The sequence below is a fragment of the Salmonella sp. SG203 genome, assembly GCF_013350575.1.
GTDB lineage: Bacteria > Pseudomonadota > Gammaproteobacteria > Enterobacterales > Enterobacteriaceae > Salmonella > Salmonella enterica.
The window spans coordinates 36,207-55,763 of record NZ_SNMT01000005.1; the positions used below are offsets into that span (position 1 = coordinate 36,207).

The window sequence follows — 19,557 nt, forward strand, 5'->3', positions numbered from 1 at the left end:
TGACTGGAGTGAACGAGCGCAGCCAACGTAGAAGCAACTTGAAGGATGAAGAGTAAATACGTAGGCCGGATAAGGCGTTCACGCCATTATCCGGCTTTTTAATGGGTGGCGCATATGAATACTCTTCCTGAACAGCACGCGAATACCGCACTCCCCACCCTCCCTGACCAGCCGCAAAACCCTGGCGTCTGGCCGCGCGCTGAACTGACCGTCGCCGGTATCAAAGCCCGCATCGACATCTTTCAACACTGGCTGGGAGAGGCATTTGACAGCGGCATTTGTGCTGAACAGCTTATTGAAGCCCGAACCGAATTTATCGACCAGTTATTGCAACGCCTGTGGATTGAGGCCGGTTTCGGTCAGATTGCCGATCTGGCGCTGGTCGCCGTCGGCGGCTATGGACGCGGCGAACTGCATCCGCTTTCCGATATTGATCTGCTCATTTTAAGCCGCAAAAAGCTGCCTGATGAACAGGCGCAAAAGGTCGGCGAGCTGCTGACTTTATTATGGGACGTCAAGCTGGATGTCGGGCATAGCGTACGTACGCTGGAAGAGTGTCTGCTGGAAGGTCTGTCTGATTTAACCGTTGCAACAAACCTCATCGAAACGCGCCTGCTGATCGGTGATGTCGCTCTGTTTCTGGCACTACAAAAACATATTTTCAGCGAAGGTTTTTGGCCGTCCGACAAATTTTACGCCGCCAAAGTAGAAGAGCAGAACCAGCGCCACCAGCGCTATCACGGCACCAGCTATAATCTGGAGCCGGATATTAAAAGCAGCCCCGGCGGCCTGCGCGATATCCATACGTTACAGTGGGTCGCCCGACGTCACTTCGGCGCTACCTCGCTCGATGAGATGGTGGGATTCGGCTTTTTAACCCCGGCTGAGCGCGCGGAGCTCAACGAATGCCTGCATATCCTGTGGCGCATTCGCTTTGCGCTACATCTGGTGGTCAGCCGCTACGATAACCGCCTGCTGTTCGACCGCCAGTTAAGCGTCGCTCAACGCCTTAACTACAGCGGCGAGGGCAATGATCCGGTTGAGCGGATGATGAAAGACTACTTCCGGGTTACGCGTCGGGTGAGCGAACTTAATCAGATGCTGCTTCAGCTATTTGACGAGGCGATTCTGGCGCTACCTGCGGATGAAAAACCACGTCCTGTTGACGATGAGTTTCAACTGCGCGGCACGCTTATTGATCTGCGTGACGACACGCTGTTTATCCGCGAACCGCAAGCGATCCTGCGCATGTTTTATATGATGGTGCGCAATAGCGCGATCACCGGCATTTACTCTACGACATTACGCCACTTGCGCCACGCCCGCCGCCACCTGAGCCAACCGCTGTGTTACATCCCGGAGGCGCGCACTCTGTTTCTTAGTATGCTACGCCATCCCGGCGCGGTCAGCCGCGGCCTGCTGCCCATGCATCGCCACAGCGTACTGTGGGCTTATATGCCGCAGTGGTCGCACATCGTCGGACAAATGCAGTTTGACCTGTTCCACGCATACACGGTGGATGAACACACCATCCGCGTAATGCTCAAACTGGAGAGCTTTGCGAAAGAAGAGACACGCCAGCGCCATCCGCTATGCGTCGATCTCTGGCCGCGGCTTCCCCATCCGGAACTGATCCTGATCGCCGCGCTGTTCCACGATATTGCGAAAGGACGCGGCGGCGACCATTCCGTACTGGGCGCGCAGGATGTACTCACCTTCGCCGAACTGCACGGTTTGAACTCACGCGAAACGCAACTGGTCGCCTGGCTGGTGCGCCAACACCTGCTGATGTCAGTCACCGCCCAGCGCCGCGACATCCAGGATCCGGAAGTCATCAAGCAGTTTGCCGAAGAGGTGCAAACCGAAACACGGCTGCGTTTTCTGGTCTGCCTGACCGTCGCGGACATCTGCGCGACCAACGAAACCTTGTGGAATAGCTGGAAACAGAGCCTGCTGCGCGAGCTGTACTTCGCCACTGAAAAACAGCTCAGGCGTGGAATGCAAAATACGCCGGATATGCGTGAGCGCGTGCGTCACCATCAGCTTCAGGCGCTGGCGCTGCTGCGAATGGACAATATTGATGAAGCCGCGCTGCACAAAATCTGGACCCGCTGTCGCGCTAACTATTTTGTTCGTCATAGTCCAAATCAGCTCGCCTGGCACGCACGCCATTTATTGCAGCACGATCTGCGCCAACCGTTAGTGTTGCTTAGTCCGCAGGCCACGCGCGGCGGAACCGAAATTTTTATCTGGAGTCCGGACAGACCCTATCTGTTTGCCGCCGTCTGCGCCGAGCTGGACAGGCGTAATTTAAGCGTCCATGACGCGCAGATCTTTACCACTCGCGACGGCATGGCAATGGATACGTTTATCGTTCTGGAACCAGACGGCAGCCCGCTGGCGGCGGATCGCCATGAAGTCATTCGCACCGGTCTTGAACAGACCATTACGCAGCGTAGCTGGCAGCCGCCGCAGCCGCGTCGGCAACCGGCAAAGTTACGGCACTTTACGGTCGAAACGGAAGTCAATTTTTTGCCCACCCATACCGACAGAAAATCATTCATGGAATTGATCGCGCTCGATCAACCTGGTCTGCTGGCCAGGGTCGGACAAATTTTTGCCGATCTGGGAATTTCGCTTCATGGCGCCCGAATTACAACCATTGGTGAACGAGTAGAAGATTTATTCATAATCGCCACAGCGGATCGGCGCGCGCTTAATAATGTGCTGCAACTTGAGGTGCAACAACGGTTGACAGCGGCCCTCAATCCAAACGATAAAGGGTAGTGTGTTTATTTATATGAAAGAGTTTAACAATGCAGCAGTTACAGAACGTTATTGAGACCGCTTTTGAGCGCCGCGCCGATATTACGCCGGCTAATGTAGATACCGTGACCCGAGAGGCGGTAAACCAGGTCATTTCTCTACTTGATTCCGGCGCGCTGCGTGTCGCAGAAAAAATCGACGGTCAGTGGGTCACTCACCAGTGGTTGAAGAAAGCGGTTCTGCTCTCTTTCCGTATTAACGATAACCAGGTTATCGACGGTGCGGAAAGCCGCTACTTCGATAAAGTCCCGATGAAATTCGCTGATTACGACGAAGCGCGTTTTCAGAAAGAAGGCTTCCGCGTCGTTCCGCCTGCGGCCGTTCGTCAGGGCGCATTTATCGCCCGCAACACCGTGCTGATGCCGTCTTACGTTAACATCGGCGCCTACGTTGACGAAGGCACCATGGTTGACACCTGGGCGACGGTGGGTTCCTGCGCGCAGATTGGTAAAAATGTTCACCTTTCCGGCGGCGTGGGTATCGGCGGCGTACTGGAGCCGCTGCAGGCTAACCCGACCATCATTGAAGACAACTGCTTTATTGGCGCGCGTTCTGAAGTCGTGGAAGGCGTCATTGTCGAAGAAGGTTCCGTCATTTCCATGGGGGTATACCTCGGCCAGAGCACCAAAATCTACGATCGCGAGACCGGTGAAGTTCACTATGGCCGCGTACCGGCGGGCTCCGTGGTCGTTTCCGGCAACCTGCCGTCAAAAGACGGCAAGTACAGTTTGTACTGCGCGGTGATCGTGAAAAAAGTCGACGCCAAAACGCGTGGTAAAGTGGGCATTAACGAATTATTGCGCACTATTGATTAAGCGAGTGAAAAGCGGGGGCGACAGCCCCCCTTTGCATTACGGCGAATGCGGTAACACGGTGTCCGGCGCAATCTTTGCCGCAAACGCCGAAGCCAGCGCAGTCAAAACGACATAACCGGCAACCAAAGTCCAACTGTTATCATAGACTGCGCTTAACGCTTTAGCGATAAACGGCGTGAATCCCCCTGCCACAACCGCCCCCAACTGAGCGCCAATTGATGAACCGCTGTAGCGTACAGGCGGATGAAACAGTCCGGCGAAAAAAGAAGGTTGCACGGCATTCAGTGAATTATGACCAATGTTAATAAGCAGAACGTAGCCCATTGTCATCAGTATGAGCGAACGGCTTTCCAGCAGCCAGAAAAAGGGAAAAGCCATTGCCGCGACAAAAAGCGCGCCGAAAATATACACCTGACGGCAGCCACGCCGATCCGACATGATGCCAAATAGCACGTGCATGGGATACGCCAGCAGACAGGTGAACATTACAATGTACAGAATAGTCAGGCTGGCAATCCCAAACTGCGTTGTCGCCCAGGAAACCGCGAAGACGGTAGCAAGAAAAAAGGGAACGCTTTCCGCAAAACGCAGAATTATAATCAGCAAAATGCTGCGCCATTGTTCTCGTACTACTTTGACCACCGGCCTTTCATCCCTTTGCTGCATATGATTAATGGCCTGCTGCTTTTTAAACGCACGGAAGACTGGCGTCTCATCCAGACGATGACGCATATATAATCCCGGCAACACCAAAAGCGCACTGAGCAGAAAAGGAATACGCCATCCCCACAATAACAACGCCTCCTGCGGTAATTGGGTCACGACTATAAATACGCCTGTCGCCAATAATTGTCCCGTGAGTCCTCCTGTTTGCGATAGCGCGCTTAACCGCCCCCGGTGCTTTCCAGCAGCATATTCCACGACCATCAACATGGCGCCTCCCCATTCGCCTCCAACCATAAATCCCTGTAGAAAACGTAGAATAACCAGTAAAGCAGGCGCCAGCGCGCCGATACTGGCGTAAGAAGGCAGGCAACCGATGAGAAACGTGACCGCGCCCATCCCGCCTAACGTGATTAATAACGTGTTTTTACGCCCAAGCGTATCCCCCCTGTTGCCAAAAAATAGCGCGCCCAGCGGTCGGGAAATAAATCCCACGCCGAAACTGGCAAAAGAAGATAACGTTGCAGTCAATGGGCTGGCGCCAGGGAAAAAAAGCGGGCCAAATACCAGCGCGCTTGCTAAGCCGTATAATAGAAAATCATAATATTCAATGGAGTTTCCTATCCAGGCGGAAATCACCACCCGGCGAATAGTGGCATTATACGTTCCGGACATAGATTCCGCCTCTCAAGGTTATCGACCACTGCCTCCGGTCAATTTCCCACACTGACCTCAAACGCTTTCTCTATAAACGGAATATCGCGTTGAATTACTTAAGCTATCAATAACCGCCGCCCTTTTGCTCATGACGTTGCCGAGACGTCTTCTGCGATCAACCGCGCTTTTTTTGTATACATTGGTGGCGAAAAACCAATTTTTCGTTAATTATTCAAAAGTTATAGTGTGATGAAGGATACCGCTATGTATGACAATCTAAAAAGTCTGGGCATTACCAATCCTGAGGAAATCGATCGTTACAGCCTGCGGCAAGAAGCCAATAACGATATCCTGAAAATCTATTTTCAAAAGGATAGAGGTGAATTCTTTGCTAAAAGCGTGAAGTTTAAGTATCCACGCCAGCGTAAAACGGTGGTGGCCGATGGCATCGGTCAGGGTTATAAAGAAGTACAGGAGATTAGCCCTAACCTACGCTATGTGATTGACGAGCTGGACCAAATCTGCCAGCGCGACCGCTCAGAACTCGATCTCAAACGTAAGATCCTCGACGACTTGCGCCATCTGGAAAGCGTCGTCGCGAATAAGATCAGTGAAATCGAAGCCGATCTGGACAAGCTTACCCGTAAGTAAGCTGTGTGTTGCCGGATGGCGACGTGTTACGCCTTATCCGGCCTACAGGTATATCCCCGTAGGCCTGGTAAGCGAAGCGCCGCCGGGCTTAACGCTGTTCATCCAATTGTAGCGCCACATACAGCAACAGCCGATCGTCAAAATTTCCCAAATCCAGCCCGGTCAGTTCCGAAATACGATTTAGCCGATATTCCAGCGTGTTACGATGAATAAACAGCGCCTTAGAGGTCGCCAGCGGCTGGACATTATGGCGAAACCACGCCGTCAGCGTCCGACGTAATAACCCGTTGTTATCCATCGCTTTGAGTTTTACCAGCGGGCGCGCCAGCTCATTGGCCTGCCAGCCGCCACGCAGGCTATCTAACAGAACCGGCAGCATCAAATCCTGATAAAAATAGCTGCGGCTTTCTGGCATCCGCTGTTTGCCGACCATCATCGTGGTGCGCGCCGTGCGGTATGAGCGTGCAATACTGCCCGGCCCGGTAAAGTAATTACCCAGCGCCACGCGAAAACGTAGCTGACCATTCTCTTTCATGCGCGAGATAAGCTGCTCTACGCGCTTACGATGATCTTCAGCATCCCAGCGACCAAACGAGTTTAAGGCGGGTTTGAGCACCACCATCTCGGTAAGGGAAACAATGGCTATCAGGTTGTTACGCTCCGGCGTGGTAAGCGCATTCTGCAACTGCTGAAGTTCCGCCATTGCGCTATCGACGCCAAGCTGGCCGCTGTCGACTTCCACCACCGCCGCCACACGCGGCTGGTTCAAATCGATCCCCAAACGCTGTGCCCATTCCACCAGCGCCGGCGTATTTTCTTCGGCCTGAATCAGGTTCATCACCAGCTCTTCACGCAAACGGCTATCCTGCGCCAAAAGGTGCATTAACCGCGACTGCTCCAGCATCATTTCGGCAGTCATACACACCAGTTCACCATATTTACGCAGATGCTCTGGTTCGCCGGTGAGGCCGATCACGCCGACAATTTCGCCCTCAAGGCGTAAGGGAAGATTAATCCCCTGACGCACCCCGTGCAGGTGTCGCGCCACGGCGTCGTCGATATCCACAACCCGGCCTTGCGACAGTACTAACAGCGCGCCTTCGTGCAATTCACCAATACGTTCCCGATCGCCGCTGCCGATAATGCGCCCGCGGGCATCCATTACGTTGATATTGGTATCGATGATGCGCATAGTGCGCGCCACGATATCCTGCGCCATTTTGGTATCAAGATGCCAGCCAGCCATAAACCCCTCCTGTGAGCAGAGCACAAGCATAAGGAAGATGACAGGTCTCGACATTGTGCAAATGCACAAAACGGTGCAAATAAGTATGGAGTTGTGGGGGGTTTCACAGAAAAGTGTTGCCCCCTTCCATGGCGGAAGGGGGACAAAGGTGATTACTGCATCAGCAAATAAATAGAACTATCACCACGCTGAATATTCAGCGCCAGCACCGACGGCTTGCTGTCAAGAATCTTACGCAGCTCGGCGATATTTTTCACCGGCTGCTGGTTAGCGCCGATAATCACATCACCTTTTTTGAGGCCAATTTGCGCGGCGGGTGAATTCGCTTTCACGCTGCTCACCACAACGCCTTTATCCTGGCCTTTATTGCTCATTTCAGCGCCTTCAATCCCGCTGAAGATGGTGCTGGAATCAACCTGACTCTGGCTGCTCTGCTGCAATTCCAGATTAACCGTAATCGCTTTACCTTCACGCAGCAGACCGAGGCTGATTTTGCTGCCGACCGGCATAGTGCCGACCTGAGCGCGCAGCGCCGCAAAGCTGCTGATCGGTTTACCGTTCAGCGAGGTAATGACATCCCCGGCTTTGATACCCGCTTTCGCTGCGGACGAATTCGGCATCACCTGGCTGACGAACGCGCCACGCTGGGCGTCGACTTTCATCGCTTTCGCCAGCTCAGAGCTCAGCTCAGTCCCCATGATCCCCAGTTCGCCGCGTTTCACCTGGCCGTATTCCACCATCTGCGACGTCAGGTTTTTCACCATGTTACTGGGGATAGCGAAGCCGATACCGATGTTGCCGCCGTCCGGCGCCAGAATCGCGGTGTTAATACCGATCAGCTCACCGTTCAGGTTCACCAGCGCGCCGCCGGAGTTACCACGGTTAATCGCGGCGTCGGTCTGAATAAAGTTCTCGTAATTTTCTACGTTCAGGCCGCTACGCCCCAGCGCCGAAACGATACCTGACGTCACCGTTTCGCCCAGACCAAACGGGTTACCAATAGCGACGGTATAATCCCCCACGCGCAGCGCGTCGGAGTCCGCCAGCTTAATCGCCGTCAGGTTCTTCGGATTCTGAATTTGAATCAGCGCGATATCAGAACGCGGATCTTTGCCCACCACTTTAGCATCGAATTTACGCCCATCGCTAAGCTGTACTTTAATCACGCTGGCGTTATCAACCACGTGGTTGTTGGTGACGACGTAGCCCTTCGCGGCGTCAATAATTACGCCGGAGCCCAGCGCCATGAATTTCTGTTGTTGACCGCCGTTGCCGCCGTTACCGCCGCCCTGGCAGAACGGAGAATTCTGGAACGGAGAACCGTCCTGGCAGAACGGGGAGTCATCGCCAAAGAACTGCTGGAAATTACGCGGCATACGCGGCGTATTCACCGTGGTGCTACCTTCTACATTAATACTGACCACCGATGGCATCACTTTTTCGAGCATCGGTGCCAGGCTTGGCATCTGCTGGGCAGTCATTGCTGAAGAGGACGTTTCAGCCGCCGTGGCAGACAGAGGCGACAATGCCAAACCTAAACTCAGAGCCAGTGCACTCATTGCTAATGTGGTTTTTTTCATGTGTTTCAATCTCGATTAACAGGTAACGCAAAATTGCTGTGTACGTCAGATTCATTTTATAACGCGAAGTTCCGGAATAAAGTTTCTGGAAAAAGTAAAAATTTATTGTCCATCTTTACAAAAGTCCATTTACTGTTCGACCGCCATCAAACGCCGATATTCATCCCATGCGTAAAGGTCAGTCATCCCGCTGATATAATCCTGAATCAACCGACAGCGATAATAATATTCCAGTACCGGGTACTCCGCCGAATCCGTGGGTAATTTACTGACGACTTCCACGTAGGCCAAACGATGGCGCGTAGAAAGTTTCTGAAATAAGCGCGATTCTATGGGGAAGCGTTTCAACCGTTCTTTTTCCACCAACTCGCGAAAGTCGTTAAGCGACAGGCTTAATAGCGGCTGATAGATATCTAATAACCCGCTGATCACCCGGTATCCCTGTAGTTCAAGCTGTTCTACATCCGGATGGCTAAACACATGTTCAACCGCCACATTCTTATAGAGTTCAAGCAGGCGGCTAAAACCGCTGGCATCTTCCAGTAACGCCTGATTGAAGGTACCGGCAAAAATCTGCGGCAAATTATCAATAAAACGCTGAGCGGCATAGGGCACCAGTTTATTTAATGTATTTACCCGTAAATACATAAAAAACTGATCTTCGGTACTGCGGCTTAATGTATTGGCGCGTGATTTTTCCCACGCATTTCCTACCACCAGCTCAAACAGCGAATCCTTCTCATGGTGGCCCCACGCGTGATATAAATGGTGATAAAGCTGCTCAACGCTAAAGATTCTTTTCTCTACCGCGTCTTCAAGATCGGCGACACAATAAGAAATATCATCTGCGGCTTCCATAATCCACGTTAATGGAAAGCGACTGTAAGGCGCTAACTGCAGTTCTTTACGTAACCTCGCAATATACTTCTCTTCAGAAAGATAATAGCCCGGTTTCTTCATTAAATAGCGATGGGAATCCGGCACCGGCCCTCGCCACCATGCCGGACGGGTATATTTTAAAATTCCGCCAACCTGCGCCCAGGTAAGATTCATCCGCATGAGCGTATGCACCAGACGAATTCCCTGTGCATTGCCTTCAAAATGGCAGATATCCTGACGTACTTTGCGGCGAATATCGTTCAGATTTTCTTCGCCTTCCTGTAACCGTAGCGAGGAAACCACACAGCGATCATGCGTGAGCGGCTGGCTTTCCGCATCTTCCGGATGCAGCCGCTGACGAAACCAGTCATTGATCGCCGCTTCGCCAAAATGACCGAACGGCGGATTACCGATGTCGTGCATCAGGCAGGCCATTTCTACAATACTTTCAAAGGGACCGGTCAGCGCATCCAGACCGTACTCCTCCAGCCGGTTTTGCTCTTTCAGGCGGCTTAAAATCTCTTTCGCGATATAACGCCCCACCTGCTGCACCTCCATCGAATGCGTCAGACGAGTACGCACCGCGGCATTGCGCTCCAGCGGGAAAACCTGCGTTTTTTGCTGCAAACGGCGTATAGCCGGAGAGTTGATAATCCGCCCGCGATCGCTTTCAAAAATCCGCAGGATCTCATGTTCCGTCTTTACGCCCTGCGGTGAACGATAACGACGATGCCAGTTAATTTTATTTCGGAAATCGATCGATGCCATATCCTCTCCCCGCCTGAGAAATGCGCTTCCCCATAAGCGCATGATAAACTATGCCCCCAAAACTGACTTATCGCGAGTAAATCTATGAAAATCGGCATCATTGGCGCAATGGAAGAAGAAGTTACGCTGCTGCGTGACAAAATTGACAACCGTCAGACGATTACGCTGGGCGGCTGCGAAATTTACACTGGCCAGTTGAACGGCACCGAAGTGGCGTTGCTGAAATCCGGTATCGGTAAAGTCGCGGCGGCGCTGGGCGCAACGTTGCTTCTGGAGCACTGCAAGCCGGACGTGATCATCAATACCGGTTCCGCAGGCGGTCTGGCGTCCACGCTGAAGGTCGGCGATATCGTCGTCTCTGACGAAGCACGTTACCACGACGCTGATGTGACCGCTTTCGGCTATGAATACGGGCAATTACCGGGCTGTCCGGCCGGATTTAAGGCCGATGATAAGCTGATCGCCGCCGCGGAATCCTGCATCAGGGAGCTGAATCTGAACGCGGTACGCGGCCTTATTGTTAGCGGCGACGCGTTTATTAACGGTTCCGTCGGACTAGCGAAAATCCGGCATAACTTCCCCGACGCGGTCGCCGTAGAGATGGAAGCCACCGCTATCGCCCACGTCTGCCATAACTTCAACGTGCCGTTCGTGGTGGTACGCGCTATCTCTGACGTGGCCGATCAGCAATCGCACCTCAGCTTTGACGAATTCCTCGCGGTGGCGGCGAAACAGTCGACTCTGATGGTCGAAACGCTGGTACAGAAACTGGCGCATGGCTAAGCAAATGTTCAGGGCGCTGGGCGCCCTGCTGCTTACGCTCCCGGTGTGGCTTTACGCTGCGCCGCGCGTCATTACCCTCTCTCCCGCCAATACGGAGCTTGCTTTTGCCGCCGGGATTACGCCCGTTGGCGTCAGCAGCTATTCCGACTACCCGCCCGAAGCGCAAAAAATAGAACAGGTCTCTACCTGGCAGGGAATGAATCTGGAGCGCATTGTGGCGCTGAAGCCGGATCTGGTCGTCGCCTGGCGCGGCGGTAATGCGGAACGCCAGGTAAACCAACTGACGTCATTAGGTATTAAGGTCATGTGGGTGGACGCGGTAACCATCGAACAGATCGCCGACGCGCTCCGCCAACTGGCCGCCTGGAGCCCGCAGCCGGAAAAGGCTCAGCAGGCAGCGCAGACATTGCTAAAAGAGTACGCCGCGCTCAAAGTCGAGTATGCCGGTAAAGCTAAAAAGCGCGTCTTTCTTCAGTTTGGCATGAATCCTCTGTTTACCAGTGGTAAAGGGTCTATTCAACATCAGGTTTTGACGACCTGCGGCGGAGAAAACGTCTTTGCTGACAGCCGCGTGCCGTGGCCGCAAGTCAGCCGTGAGCAGGTGCTGGCAAGGCATCCCCAGGCCATTATCGTGGCCGGAAAAGCGGGCGAAATTCTCAAAATTGAACAATACTGGGGAAACCTGTTAAAAATTCCGGTTATTCCGCTTAACAGCGACTGGTTTGAACGCGCAAGCCCGCGTATTATCCTCGCCGCAAAACAACTCTGTAATGCGCTTTCACAGGTGAATTAGAGCCTGTCTTACCAGGCTCCCAGTGGGGATTCGACAATGCTCGTCTATTGGCTGGATATTGTAGGCACGGCTGTATTTGCTATCTCTGGCGTGTTGCTGGCCGGGAAATTACGTATGGACCCGTTCGGCGTCCTGGTGCTCGGCGTCGTTACTGCCGTTGGCGGCGGGACAATCCGCGATATGGCGCTGGATAACGGCCCCGTATTCTGGGTTAAAGATCCTACCGACCTGGTCGTCGCCATGGTCACCAGTATGCTGACCATCCTGCTGGTTCGCCAGCCAAGACGTCTGCCGAAATGGATGTTGCCGGTACTGGATGCGGTCGGGCTGGCGGTGTTTGTCGGCATTGGGGTGAATAAAGCCTTCCTCGCTGAAACGGGGCCATTAGTGGCCGTCTGTATGGGCGTGATTACCGGCGTCGGCGGCGGGATTATTCGCGATGTTCTGGCACGCGAGATCCCCATGATCCTACGCACCGAAATCTATGCCACGGCCTGTATTATCGGCGGGATTGTTCACGCCACCGCGTTTTATACGTTTTCAGTACCGCTGGAAAGCGCCAGCATGATGGGCATGGTCGTCACGCTGTTTATTCGGCTGGCGGCCATTCGCTGGCATTTGAAATTGCCGACGTTTGCCCTGGATGAAAACGGACGTTGATATTGTTTTGCCCGATGGCGCTACGCTTATCGGGCCTGGAACATCTTTCCTGTAGGCCGGATAAGACGCTCGCGTCGCCATCCGGCACAACGAACAGCGATCAAATGCTGAAGGAAGAGCCACACCCGCAGGTACTTTTCGCATTCGGGTTGGTTACAATGAAGCGGGAACCTTCCAGACCTTCGGTATAATCTACCGAACCACCCACCAGATACTGCAAACTCATCGGGTCAACCACCAGGCCAACGCCCTGTTTTTCGATGGTCATATCCCCTTCGTTAACCTGATCGTCAAAGGTAAAACCATACTGGAAGCCGCTGCAACCACCGCCGGTGATATACACGCGCAGTTTCAGATTCGGGTTATCTTCGTCAGCGATAAGACTTTTTACTTTATTCGCTGCTGCGTCGGTAAACTGCAGCGGCAGCGCTACGTCATCACTCATATTTTGCTCCAAACGACATCGGTAATTGGATAAATTTTCACCCAATATTGGCAGTCATTATCTAATACCCTGGTAATTCGTTCAAGTATTCTCGCCCGCAGGCGCATTCTGGCTTTTCGCCGCCTGTTCCGCATCCTGCTTCGCCAGAGTGCGCGCCAGGATGGTTGAGTATAACGGTTTCCCGCCCAAAAACTGGGCTAATAGTGTCGCGCCAAGACAGGTGATAATCATTGGCAAAATGAGCTGGTAGTTATCGGTCATCTCCAGCACCAGCACAATCCCTGTCAACGGGGCGCGCACCGACGCCGCCATCAGCGCCCCCATCCCGGCAATCGCAAAGGTACCGGCCTCCAGGTGATACTGCGGGAAAAGCACTGCCGCCGCCATACCGAAGGCCGTACCAAGCAGCGTTCCCAGCGCCAGCATCGGGGCGAAAATGCCCCCCGGCGCGCCGGAAGAAAAGCAAAGCAGCGTCGTGACAACCCGGGTAATAAAGATGAACAGCAGTAGCCCGACGCTAAAATTACCTGCCGCGGCGATAGGAATAAGGTTAAATCCGCCGCCTGCCGCGGCCGGCTCAATCAACCCCAGAATACCGCACAGGCCGCCGATCGCGCCGCCCATAAGCACCCATTTTTTAATTTCGCCGCCATGAAAGCGCTGAAACATATCCTGGGTACGCAGCACCAACGAATTAAATACCGGCCCGACGCAGCCAAAAATAATGCCGAGGATAAGGTATAACCACAGCGTGTTAACCGGCGCATCAGACAGTTTGCCGACTTCAATAATCGGCGCTTCGCCGTTAAATATGCGGAACACAATGCTCGACATGATGACGCCGGTAAACACCGCTTTAATCGAAATCAGGTTGTAGCGAAACTGCGGGCGCATCTCTTCAATAATAAACAGGATACCCGCCAGCGGCGCGTTAAACGCCGCAGAGAGCCCCGCCGCCGCGCCGGTCGCCAGCAACGTATGCCGCGCTTCGGCGCTGCGCATACGAAAAACATCCAGCACCATGCGCCCAAGGTTGCCCCCGATTTGCACCGTTGGCCCTTCGCGCCCTAATACCATTCCTGCGCCCAACGTTCCCATCCCGCCGATAAACTTCACCGGCAACACGCGCCACCAGCGCACCGGACGTAACTCCTCCAGCGCGCCTTCAATTTCCGGGATACCCGAGCCGCCGGCTTCCGGCGCAAATTTTCGCACCAAAAAATAGCCGACCATCGCCAGTAACGCCGAAAGGATAAAGGCCAGCGGCCAAAGCAAAAACGCATGGTCCGCGACCTGAACCAGCGTGCCAATGCGCATGTTTTGTACCCAGGAAACCGTCTTTTCAAAGGCGACGCCAACCAGTCCGGTAAGCGTGCCGACAACGGCCGCCATGAACAGAATGGCCAGCGGCGTTTTATCCCGCTGCATTAACCGGCGAATCTGATCTCTGCGCCGTAAGCGCACAATTTGCTGAGCTAAAAAGGTGGAAGTGTCTGTTTTCATCAGAAGATCATTAATTGGTAATACAAATCTAAAGTCGGCATTCTACTCGCCAACGCCGTGAAAATCCCCTGCAAATCGTATTGTTTCAAATGCGTAAAACTTTCATAACCTTCTCTGAATAACTTAGAATAGCGGGTATTCACTTTTTCTACGAACCAGGAATCTTTCCATGAGTAAGTCTGAAAATCTCTATAGCGCGGCCCGCGAGCTGATCCCCGGCGGCGTGAACTCCCCTGTTCGCGCCTTCACTGGCGTGGGCGGCACCCCGCTGTTTATCGAAAAAGCGGACGGCGCGTATCTGTACGATGTCGATGGCAAAGCATATATCGACTATGTCGGTTCCTGGGGGCCAATGGTACTGGGGCATAACCATCCGGCTATCCGCAATGCGGTGATCGAAGCTGCGGAGCGCGGTTTAAGCTTCGGCGCGCCAACCGAAATGGAAGTAAAAATGGCGGAACTGGTGACCAACCTGGTGCCGACCATGGACATGGTGCGCATGGTGAACTCCGGCACCGAAGCGACGATGAGCGCGATTCGCCTGGCGCGTGGTTTTACTGGCCGCGATAAGATTATCAAATTCGAAGGCTGCTACCACGGCCACGCAGACTGTCTGCTGGTCAAAGCCGGTTCTGGCGCGCTGACGCTCGGTCAGCCGAACTCGCCGGGCGTGCCGGCGGATTTCGCGAAACATACGCTGACCTGCACTTATAACGATCTGGCGTCAGTGCGCGCGGCGTTTGAACAATATCCGCAGGAAATCGCCTGTATCATCGTCGAACCCGTGGCGGGCAATATGAACTGCGTCCCGCCGCTGCCGGAATTCCTGCCGGGCCTGCGCGCCTTGTGCGATGAGTTCGGCGCGCTGCTGATTATCGACGAAGTGATGACCGGTTTTCGCGTAGCGCTGGCCGGAGCCCAGGATTACTACGGCGTCGTGCCTGACCTGACCTGTCTGGGTAAAATCATCGGCGGCGGGATGCCGGTAGGCGCGTTTGGCGGTCGTCGCGATGTAATGGATGCGCTGGCGCCGACGGGCCCGGTTTACCAGGCGGGCACCCTTTCCGGCAACCCGATTGCGATGGCGGCCGGTTTCGCCTGCCTGAATGAAGTCGCCCAGCCCGGCATTCATGAAACGCTGGATGAGCTCACCACCCGCCTGGCGGAAGGTTTGCTGGAAGCTGCCGAAGAAGCGAATATTCCGCTGGTGGTTAACCATGTCGGCGGCATGTTCGGGATTTTCTTCACCGACGCTGAGAGCGTAACTTGCTATCAGGACGTGATGGCGTGCGACGTGGAACGCTTTAAGCGTTTCTTCCACCTGATGCTGGAGGAAGGCGTGTATCTGGCGCCATCGGCGTTTGAGGCGGGTTTTATGTCGGTCGCACACAGCATGGACGACATTAATAATACCATTGACGCCGCGCGTCGGGTGTTTGCGAAATTGTAAAGGATGAATTGCCGGGTGACGCTTACGCTTACCCGGCCTACATTCTACACCGCAGGCCGGATAAGGCATTTATGCCGCCATCCGGCAAACTCAGCGGCTCTGTTTACGTAGCAAATAGATAAAGTACGGCGCGCCAATAAAGCTTGAAAGCAGTCCCGCCGGGATCTGATACGGAAATAGCGCCATCCTGCCGCACCAGTCGGCAAAGACCAGTAGAACGCCCCCTGCGAGCGCTGAGATGACCATATGCGGCATCGTCCGGCGAAAACCGAGCATCCGCGCAATATGCGGCGCCATCAGTCCAACGAAACTCAGCGGCCCAATGGTCATCGTCGCAGTTGCCGTCAAACAAGCCGCCAGCGCCAGCAGCGCGATACGCGACGGCGTAAGCGCCATGCCCACCGCGCGCGCAGCATCGCCGCCCAGAGGCAAAATCGTTAACCAGCGGCGACACAACGGCACAATTGCCAGCAAAATTACCATCACGATCGCGGTTCGCGTAACCTGCCCGCCAGTGGCGTTATAGGTAGATCCTGAGATCCAGGTCAACACATCCGCCATCCGCGGATCGCCGCTCGCCTGGAGCATCATTAGCAGCATGGTAAACGCAGTGCTGAGCGCCATCCCCGCCAGCAACATCCGTTGCGGCGAGAAACCGCCGCGCCCGGCGGCTATCATAATAATCAGCAGTGTCGCCGCCGCGCCCAGGCTTCCGGCAGGCAGTAGCCAACCGAAGGCATTCCCCGGCACCAAAAACAGCATCAACACCACGCCAAACGCGGCTCCGGAACTGATCCCCAGCACTTCCGGGCTGGCCATTGGATTACCGGTCAGACGCTGAATAATGCAGCCCGCCACCGCCAGCATGACGCCCGCCATTAACGCCGCCAGTATCCGCGGCCAACGCCACGGCATCAGTTCTTCAAGCAGCGTTCCGCTCGCCCACGTCCAGCCGTGCGCGTCGCGACCAAAAGAGAGCGCGACCCATGTTGCCAGCAGCAGGAGCGCGCCACCGGCAACGGCAAAAGTGAGGACATGTCGACGCTCCGCCGCCACACGATCGCTGGCGTTCATATCCGGCACGCTCATGCTTTTAAGCCGCGGCAGCAGCCACAGGAGCAGCGGCGCGCCGATTAACGCCGTCACTGACCCGGTGGAAACTTCCATCCATACGCGGGTTAGCCAAAGGATAATCTGATCGGATAGCCACAAAATAAGCGCCCCAATGAGCGGCGCCAGCATCAGGCGCGCCAGCAGACGTCTTGCGCCAAGCATTTTCGCCAGCAGCGGCGCAAACAGGCCGATAAAACCGATAATGCCCACCGCGTTGACCAGCAGCGCGCTCAACACAATCGCCAGCGACAGCGCCGCCAGACGCGCTAACGACAGCGCCAGACCCAGATTACGCGCAACGCCGTCATCCAGCCCCATCAGCGTCATCGGACGTAACAACAATAACGTGAGCATCACGCCGCCCAGCAACTGCGGCCACAGACGCTGCACGCCGCTCCAGTCGGTTTGCGTTAGCGTTCCGGTGCTCCATAAAAACATGCTTTGCAACTGATCGTGGTGGAAAATCACCAGTAACTGGTTGATTGCGCCACAATAGAGGCTGACCACCAGCCCGGCGAGGATCAGGGTCACTGGCGACAGGCGTTTGCCCCACGCCACGCCAAACACCAGCGCGCCGACGATACAGGCTCCCGCCAGGGCGGCAAACTGCGTCGCCAGCGCGCCGGGAATCGCCCATAGCGTAGTCACCGTGATCCCCAATTGCGCGCCGGTCGCCACGCCCAGCGTGGTCGGTTCCGCCAGCGGGTTACGCAATACTTGCTGGAACAGGACGCCTACCAGCCCAAGCCCCGCGCCCACCAGCAGCGAAATCGCCAGTCTTGGCAGCAGGCTGTAATGAAAAATCATCTGCTCAATGATGTCGATATCCGGTGACCAGATAGCCTGTTGCCACTGACTGCGCGGTAGCGCAACGGAGAAGTTAACCCATGTCAGCCAGCAGGCGGCAACCAACAGCGCCAATAACAGCAACGCCGGATGGCGGCTTCGCCTTATCCGGCCTACAAAGCGCCCGAACCGTAGGTCGGTTAAGGCGTTTTTCGCGCCGCCATCCGGTATTTCACGTTTTCTGCTCACGCTTTGCCTCCCAACACGTTATTCAGGATGCGGACAAAATGCATCGTGGAGAGGGTCGCGCCATAGAACCAAACGGCGGGCACCCGATGAAAACGCCCGGCGCGGACAAACGGCATGGCCTGCCACAGCGGCGTTGCCATCAGCGCGTTCATATCGGTGTTATTCCCGTGATCGAAGCAGATTACATCCGCTTCTTTATACATCGCCAGCCGATCGATGCTGACCGCCGTACTGCCCCAAAAGTTGGTTTCACCCTGCCAGGCATTGACAATGCCATACTCGTCCAGCACCTCCTGGAACAGGCAATTCGGGCCGAGCACCAGCATATGCCGCGGATCGATAAGCGTCGTCATCAGTAACGGACGTCCCCCGCGGCGGATAAAACGTGGCTTCTGGCTGGCGATGAAGCGATCGTATTGCGCCAGATGTTTTTCTGCCGCAGCTTCCAGATTCAGCGTCTGCGCCAGTTCAACCAGCGAGCGTCGGGCTACCGCCAGCGGCTTTTTGCCGTCGCTAAAATCGAACCCGCGCCCCGGCGCGATCCGTGCTAGTTTCTCCGGCGAGGGTCCGTAACCTGCCGACCAGACCATAAACGACGGCTTCATCTCCGTCAGCAGTTCGAGATTGGGTTCAGTGCGAAGACCCACATCAATCACCGAATCCGGCAACGGCGGTTCGCTAACCCACAGCTTATAATTTGGCACGTCCGCCACGCCATAAGGCGTAATACCGAGCGCCAGCAGCAGCTCAACCGGCAGCCACTCCAGCGCCACAATCCGGCGGGGATCGATAGCGGCAGCCTGCGCCGTATTCATTTGCCACAGCAGCGGCGAGAGCGCCATCGCCGTTAATAAACGGCGGCGAGTAAGAGGATATAACTCACGCATTAATACACAAAACTCACAGGTGCCGCGCCCGCCGGATGCGGAAGGATACCCATCGGGATACCGTAAATCTTCTCCAGCGTGTCACTGCGCATCAGTTCCGCAGGCGTTCCTTGCGCAATCATTTCACCGCCGCGTAGCGCGACTAAATAATCACAGTAGCGGGCCGCCATGTTGATATCGTGCAGCACCGCAACCACCGTCAGCCCGCGCTGCTGGCTTAAGCGATGCACCAGCGCCAGCACGTCCACCTGATGGGCGATATCCAGCGCTGACGTCGGCTCATCCAGCAGCAGACAACGGCTGTCCTGCGCGACCAGCATGGCAATCCACGCGCGCTGGCGCTCGCCGCCGGAAAGGCTGTCTACCAGACGATGCGCCAGCGGTTTTAAGCCGACCAGCGTAATCGCCTCTTCTACTTTTTCCCGGTCCGCGACGCCAAAGCGTCCCAGCGCGCCGTGCCACGGATAGCGGCCAATCGCCACCAGTTCGCGCACCGTCATTCCTTCCGCTTGCGGCAATTGTTGAGGCAGATAGGCAACTTTGCGGGCAAACGCCTTGCTGCTCCAGCTCGCCAGCGGCTGATTGTCGAGCAGAATATCCCCTTCGGAAGGCGGCTGATGGCGGCCCAGCATTTTTAACAGCGTGGATTTACCGGAACCATTATGGCCGATAAGTCCGGTGACGCGACCTGCGGGAAACGTTAACGAGAGGGGGTGTAAAAGCGTGCGGCCCGGCACACGAAAGGCGACGCTTCGCAGCGCAAAGGTGGTATCGGAATGAATGTGGTTTTCCTGCATCGCAGC

16 protein-coding genes are annotated in these 19,557 nt (G+C 55.1%); 7 read left to right on the plus strand and 9 right to left on the minus strand.

Features of this window, described 5'->3' with window-relative positions; genetic code table 11:
- Nucleotides 1-114 precede the first annotated feature (114 nt).
- Both glnD and dapD read left to right on the plus strand, forming a co-directional pair.
- Nucleotides 115-2,787, plus strand: coding sequence for a bifunctional uridylyltransferase/uridylyl-removing protein GlnD (glnD, locus tag HV477_RS09600; RefSeq protein ID WP_001094520.1), 2,673 nt, complete (start codon nucleotides 115-117; stop codon nucleotides 2,785-2,787).
- 29 nt (nucleotides 2,788-2,816) lie between these two features.
- Nucleotides 2,817-3,641, plus strand: coding sequence for a 2,3,4,5-tetrahydropyridine-2,6-dicarboxylate N-succinyltransferase (dapD, locus tag HV477_RS09605; protein WP_001186673.1), 825 nt, complete (start codon nucleotides 2,817-2,819; stop codon nucleotides 3,639-3,641).
- Nucleotides 3,642-3,677: 36 nt separating this feature from the next.
- Here dapD and HV477_RS09610 read toward each other — a convergent pair whose 3' ends face one another.
- The gene (locus tag HV477_RS09610) at nucleotides 3,678-4,979 is read right to left on the minus strand and encodes an MFS transporter (RefSeq protein ID WP_079898658.1); all 1,302 of its coding nucleotides are present in this window, start codon (nucleotides 4,977-4,979) and stop codon (nucleotides 3,678-3,680) included.
- A 246-nt stretch (nucleotides 4,980-5,225) separates the two neighbouring features.
- On the opposite strand from HV477_RS09610, the gene HV477_RS09615 reads away from it, so the two are divergent.
- On the plus strand, nucleotides 5,226-5,612 hold the full coding sequence (locus HV477_RS09615; RefSeq protein ID WP_000272193.1) for a DUF3461 family protein: 387 nt from the start codon (nucleotides 5,226-5,228) through the stop codon (nucleotides 5,610-5,612).
- 88 nt (nucleotides 5,613-5,700) lie between these two features.
- Here the strand turns inward: HV477_RS09615 and cdaR are convergent, their stop codons facing one another.
- The 3 genes from cdaR to dgt form a co-directional block, all read right to left on the minus strand.
- Nucleotides 5,701-6,858 carry a DNA-binding transcriptional regulator CdaR gene (gene cdaR, locus HV477_RS09620; RefSeq protein WP_000929420.1) on the minus strand — a complete coding sequence of 386 codons (1,158 nt, stop codon included), beginning with the start codon at nucleotides 6,856-6,858 and terminating at the stop codon, nucleotides 5,701-5,703.
- Nucleotides 6,859-7,010: 152 nt separating this feature from the next.
- Nucleotides 7,011-8,438, minus strand: a complete 1,428-nt coding sequence (gene degP, locus HV477_RS09625) for a serine endoprotease DegP (RefSeq protein WP_000753959.1) — start codon at nucleotides 8,436-8,438, stop codon at nucleotides 7,011-7,013.
- A 129-nt stretch (nucleotides 8,439-8,567) separates the two neighbouring features.
- On the minus strand, nucleotides 8,568-10,085 hold the full coding sequence (dgt, locus tag HV477_RS09630; protein WP_000146450.1) for a dGTPase: 1,518 nt from the start codon (nucleotides 10,083-10,085) through the stop codon (nucleotides 8,568-8,570).
- A gap of 84 nt (nucleotides 10,086-10,169) precedes the next feature.
- Here dgt and mtnN point away from each other — a divergent pair, with 84 nt between their 5' ends.
- The 3 genes from mtnN to HV477_RS09645 are packed head-to-tail and all read left to right on the plus strand — an operon-like array spanning nucleotide 10,170 to nucleotide 12,321.
- Nucleotides 10,170-10,868, plus strand: a complete 699-nt coding sequence (gene mtnN / locus HV477_RS09635; protein WP_000689821.1) for a 5'-methylthioadenosine/S-adenosylhomocysteine nucleosidase — start codon at nucleotides 10,170-10,172, stop codon at nucleotides 10,866-10,868.
- Nucleotides 10,861-11,661 carry a vitamin B12 ABC transporter substrate-binding protein BtuF gene (gene btuF, locus HV477_RS09640; protein ID WP_023226776.1) on the plus strand — a complete coding sequence of 267 codons (801 nt, stop codon included), beginning with the start codon at nucleotides 10,861-10,863 and terminating at the stop codon, nucleotides 11,659-11,661. The genes mtnN and btuF overlap by 8 nt, the downstream gene beginning before the upstream one ends.
- A gap of 36 nt (nucleotides 11,662-11,697) precedes the next feature.
- The gene (locus HV477_RS09645; RefSeq protein ID WP_000964234.1) at nucleotides 11,698-12,321 is read left to right on the plus strand and encodes a TRIC cation channel family protein; all 624 of its coding nucleotides are present in this window, start codon (nucleotides 11,698-11,700) and stop codon (nucleotides 12,319-12,321) included.
- Nucleotides 12,322-12,421: 100 nt separating this feature from the next.
- On the opposite strand, the gene erpA is transcribed toward HV477_RS09645, so the two are convergent.
- Nucleotides 12,422-12,766, minus strand: a complete 345-nt coding sequence (gene erpA / locus HV477_RS09650; RefSeq protein WP_001278668.1) for an iron-sulfur cluster insertion protein ErpA — start codon at nucleotides 12,764-12,766, stop codon at nucleotides 12,422-12,424.
- Between the two features lie 81 nt (nucleotides 12,767-12,847).
- Nucleotides 12,848-14,269 (minus strand): H(+)/Cl(-) exchange transporter ClcA, encoded by a 1,422-nt coding sequence (gene clcA, locus HV477_RS09655; RefSeq protein ID WP_079898660.1) that lies wholly within the window; start codon nucleotides 14,267-14,269, stop codon nucleotides 12,848-12,850.
- A gap of 169 nt (nucleotides 14,270-14,438) precedes the next feature.
- On the opposite strand from clcA, the gene hemL reads away from it, so the two are divergent.
- Nucleotides 14,439-15,719 (plus strand): glutamate-1-semialdehyde 2,1-aminomutase, encoded by a 1,281-nt coding sequence (gene hemL, locus HV477_RS09660; protein ID WP_000045249.1) that lies wholly within the window; start codon nucleotides 14,439-14,441, stop codon nucleotides 15,717-15,719.
- A gap of 90 nt (nucleotides 15,720-15,809) precedes the next feature.
- Here hemL and fhuB read toward each other — a convergent pair whose 3' ends face one another.
- Genes fhuB through fhuC form a run of 3 tightly spaced genes read right to left on the minus strand, consistent with a single transcriptional unit; the run spans nucleotide 15,810 to nucleotide 19,551 of the window.
- Nucleotides 15,810-17,849, minus strand: a complete 2,040-nt coding sequence (gene fhuB / locus HV477_RS09665; protein WP_114063936.1) for a Fe(3+)-hydroxamate ABC transporter permease FhuB — start codon at nucleotides 17,847-17,849, stop codon at nucleotides 15,810-15,812.
- A 14-nt stretch (nucleotides 17,850-17,863) separates the two neighbouring features.
- A complete protein-coding gene (gene fhuD / locus HV477_RS09670) occupies nucleotides 17,864-18,754 on the minus strand; it encodes a Fe(3+)-hydroxamate ABC transporter substrate-binding protein FhuD (protein ID WP_001208783.1) in 891 nt (296 codons plus the stop codon).
- The gene (gene fhuC / locus HV477_RS09675) at nucleotides 18,754-19,551 is read right to left on the minus strand and encodes a Fe3+-hydroxamate ABC transporter ATP-binding protein FhuC (protein ID WP_023138974.1); all 798 of its coding nucleotides are present in this window, start codon (nucleotides 19,549-19,551) and stop codon (nucleotides 18,754-18,756) included. Before fhuC ends, fhuD begins: the two co-directional genes overlap by 1 nt.
- Between the last annotated feature and the right edge of the window lie 6 nt (nucleotides 19,552-19,557).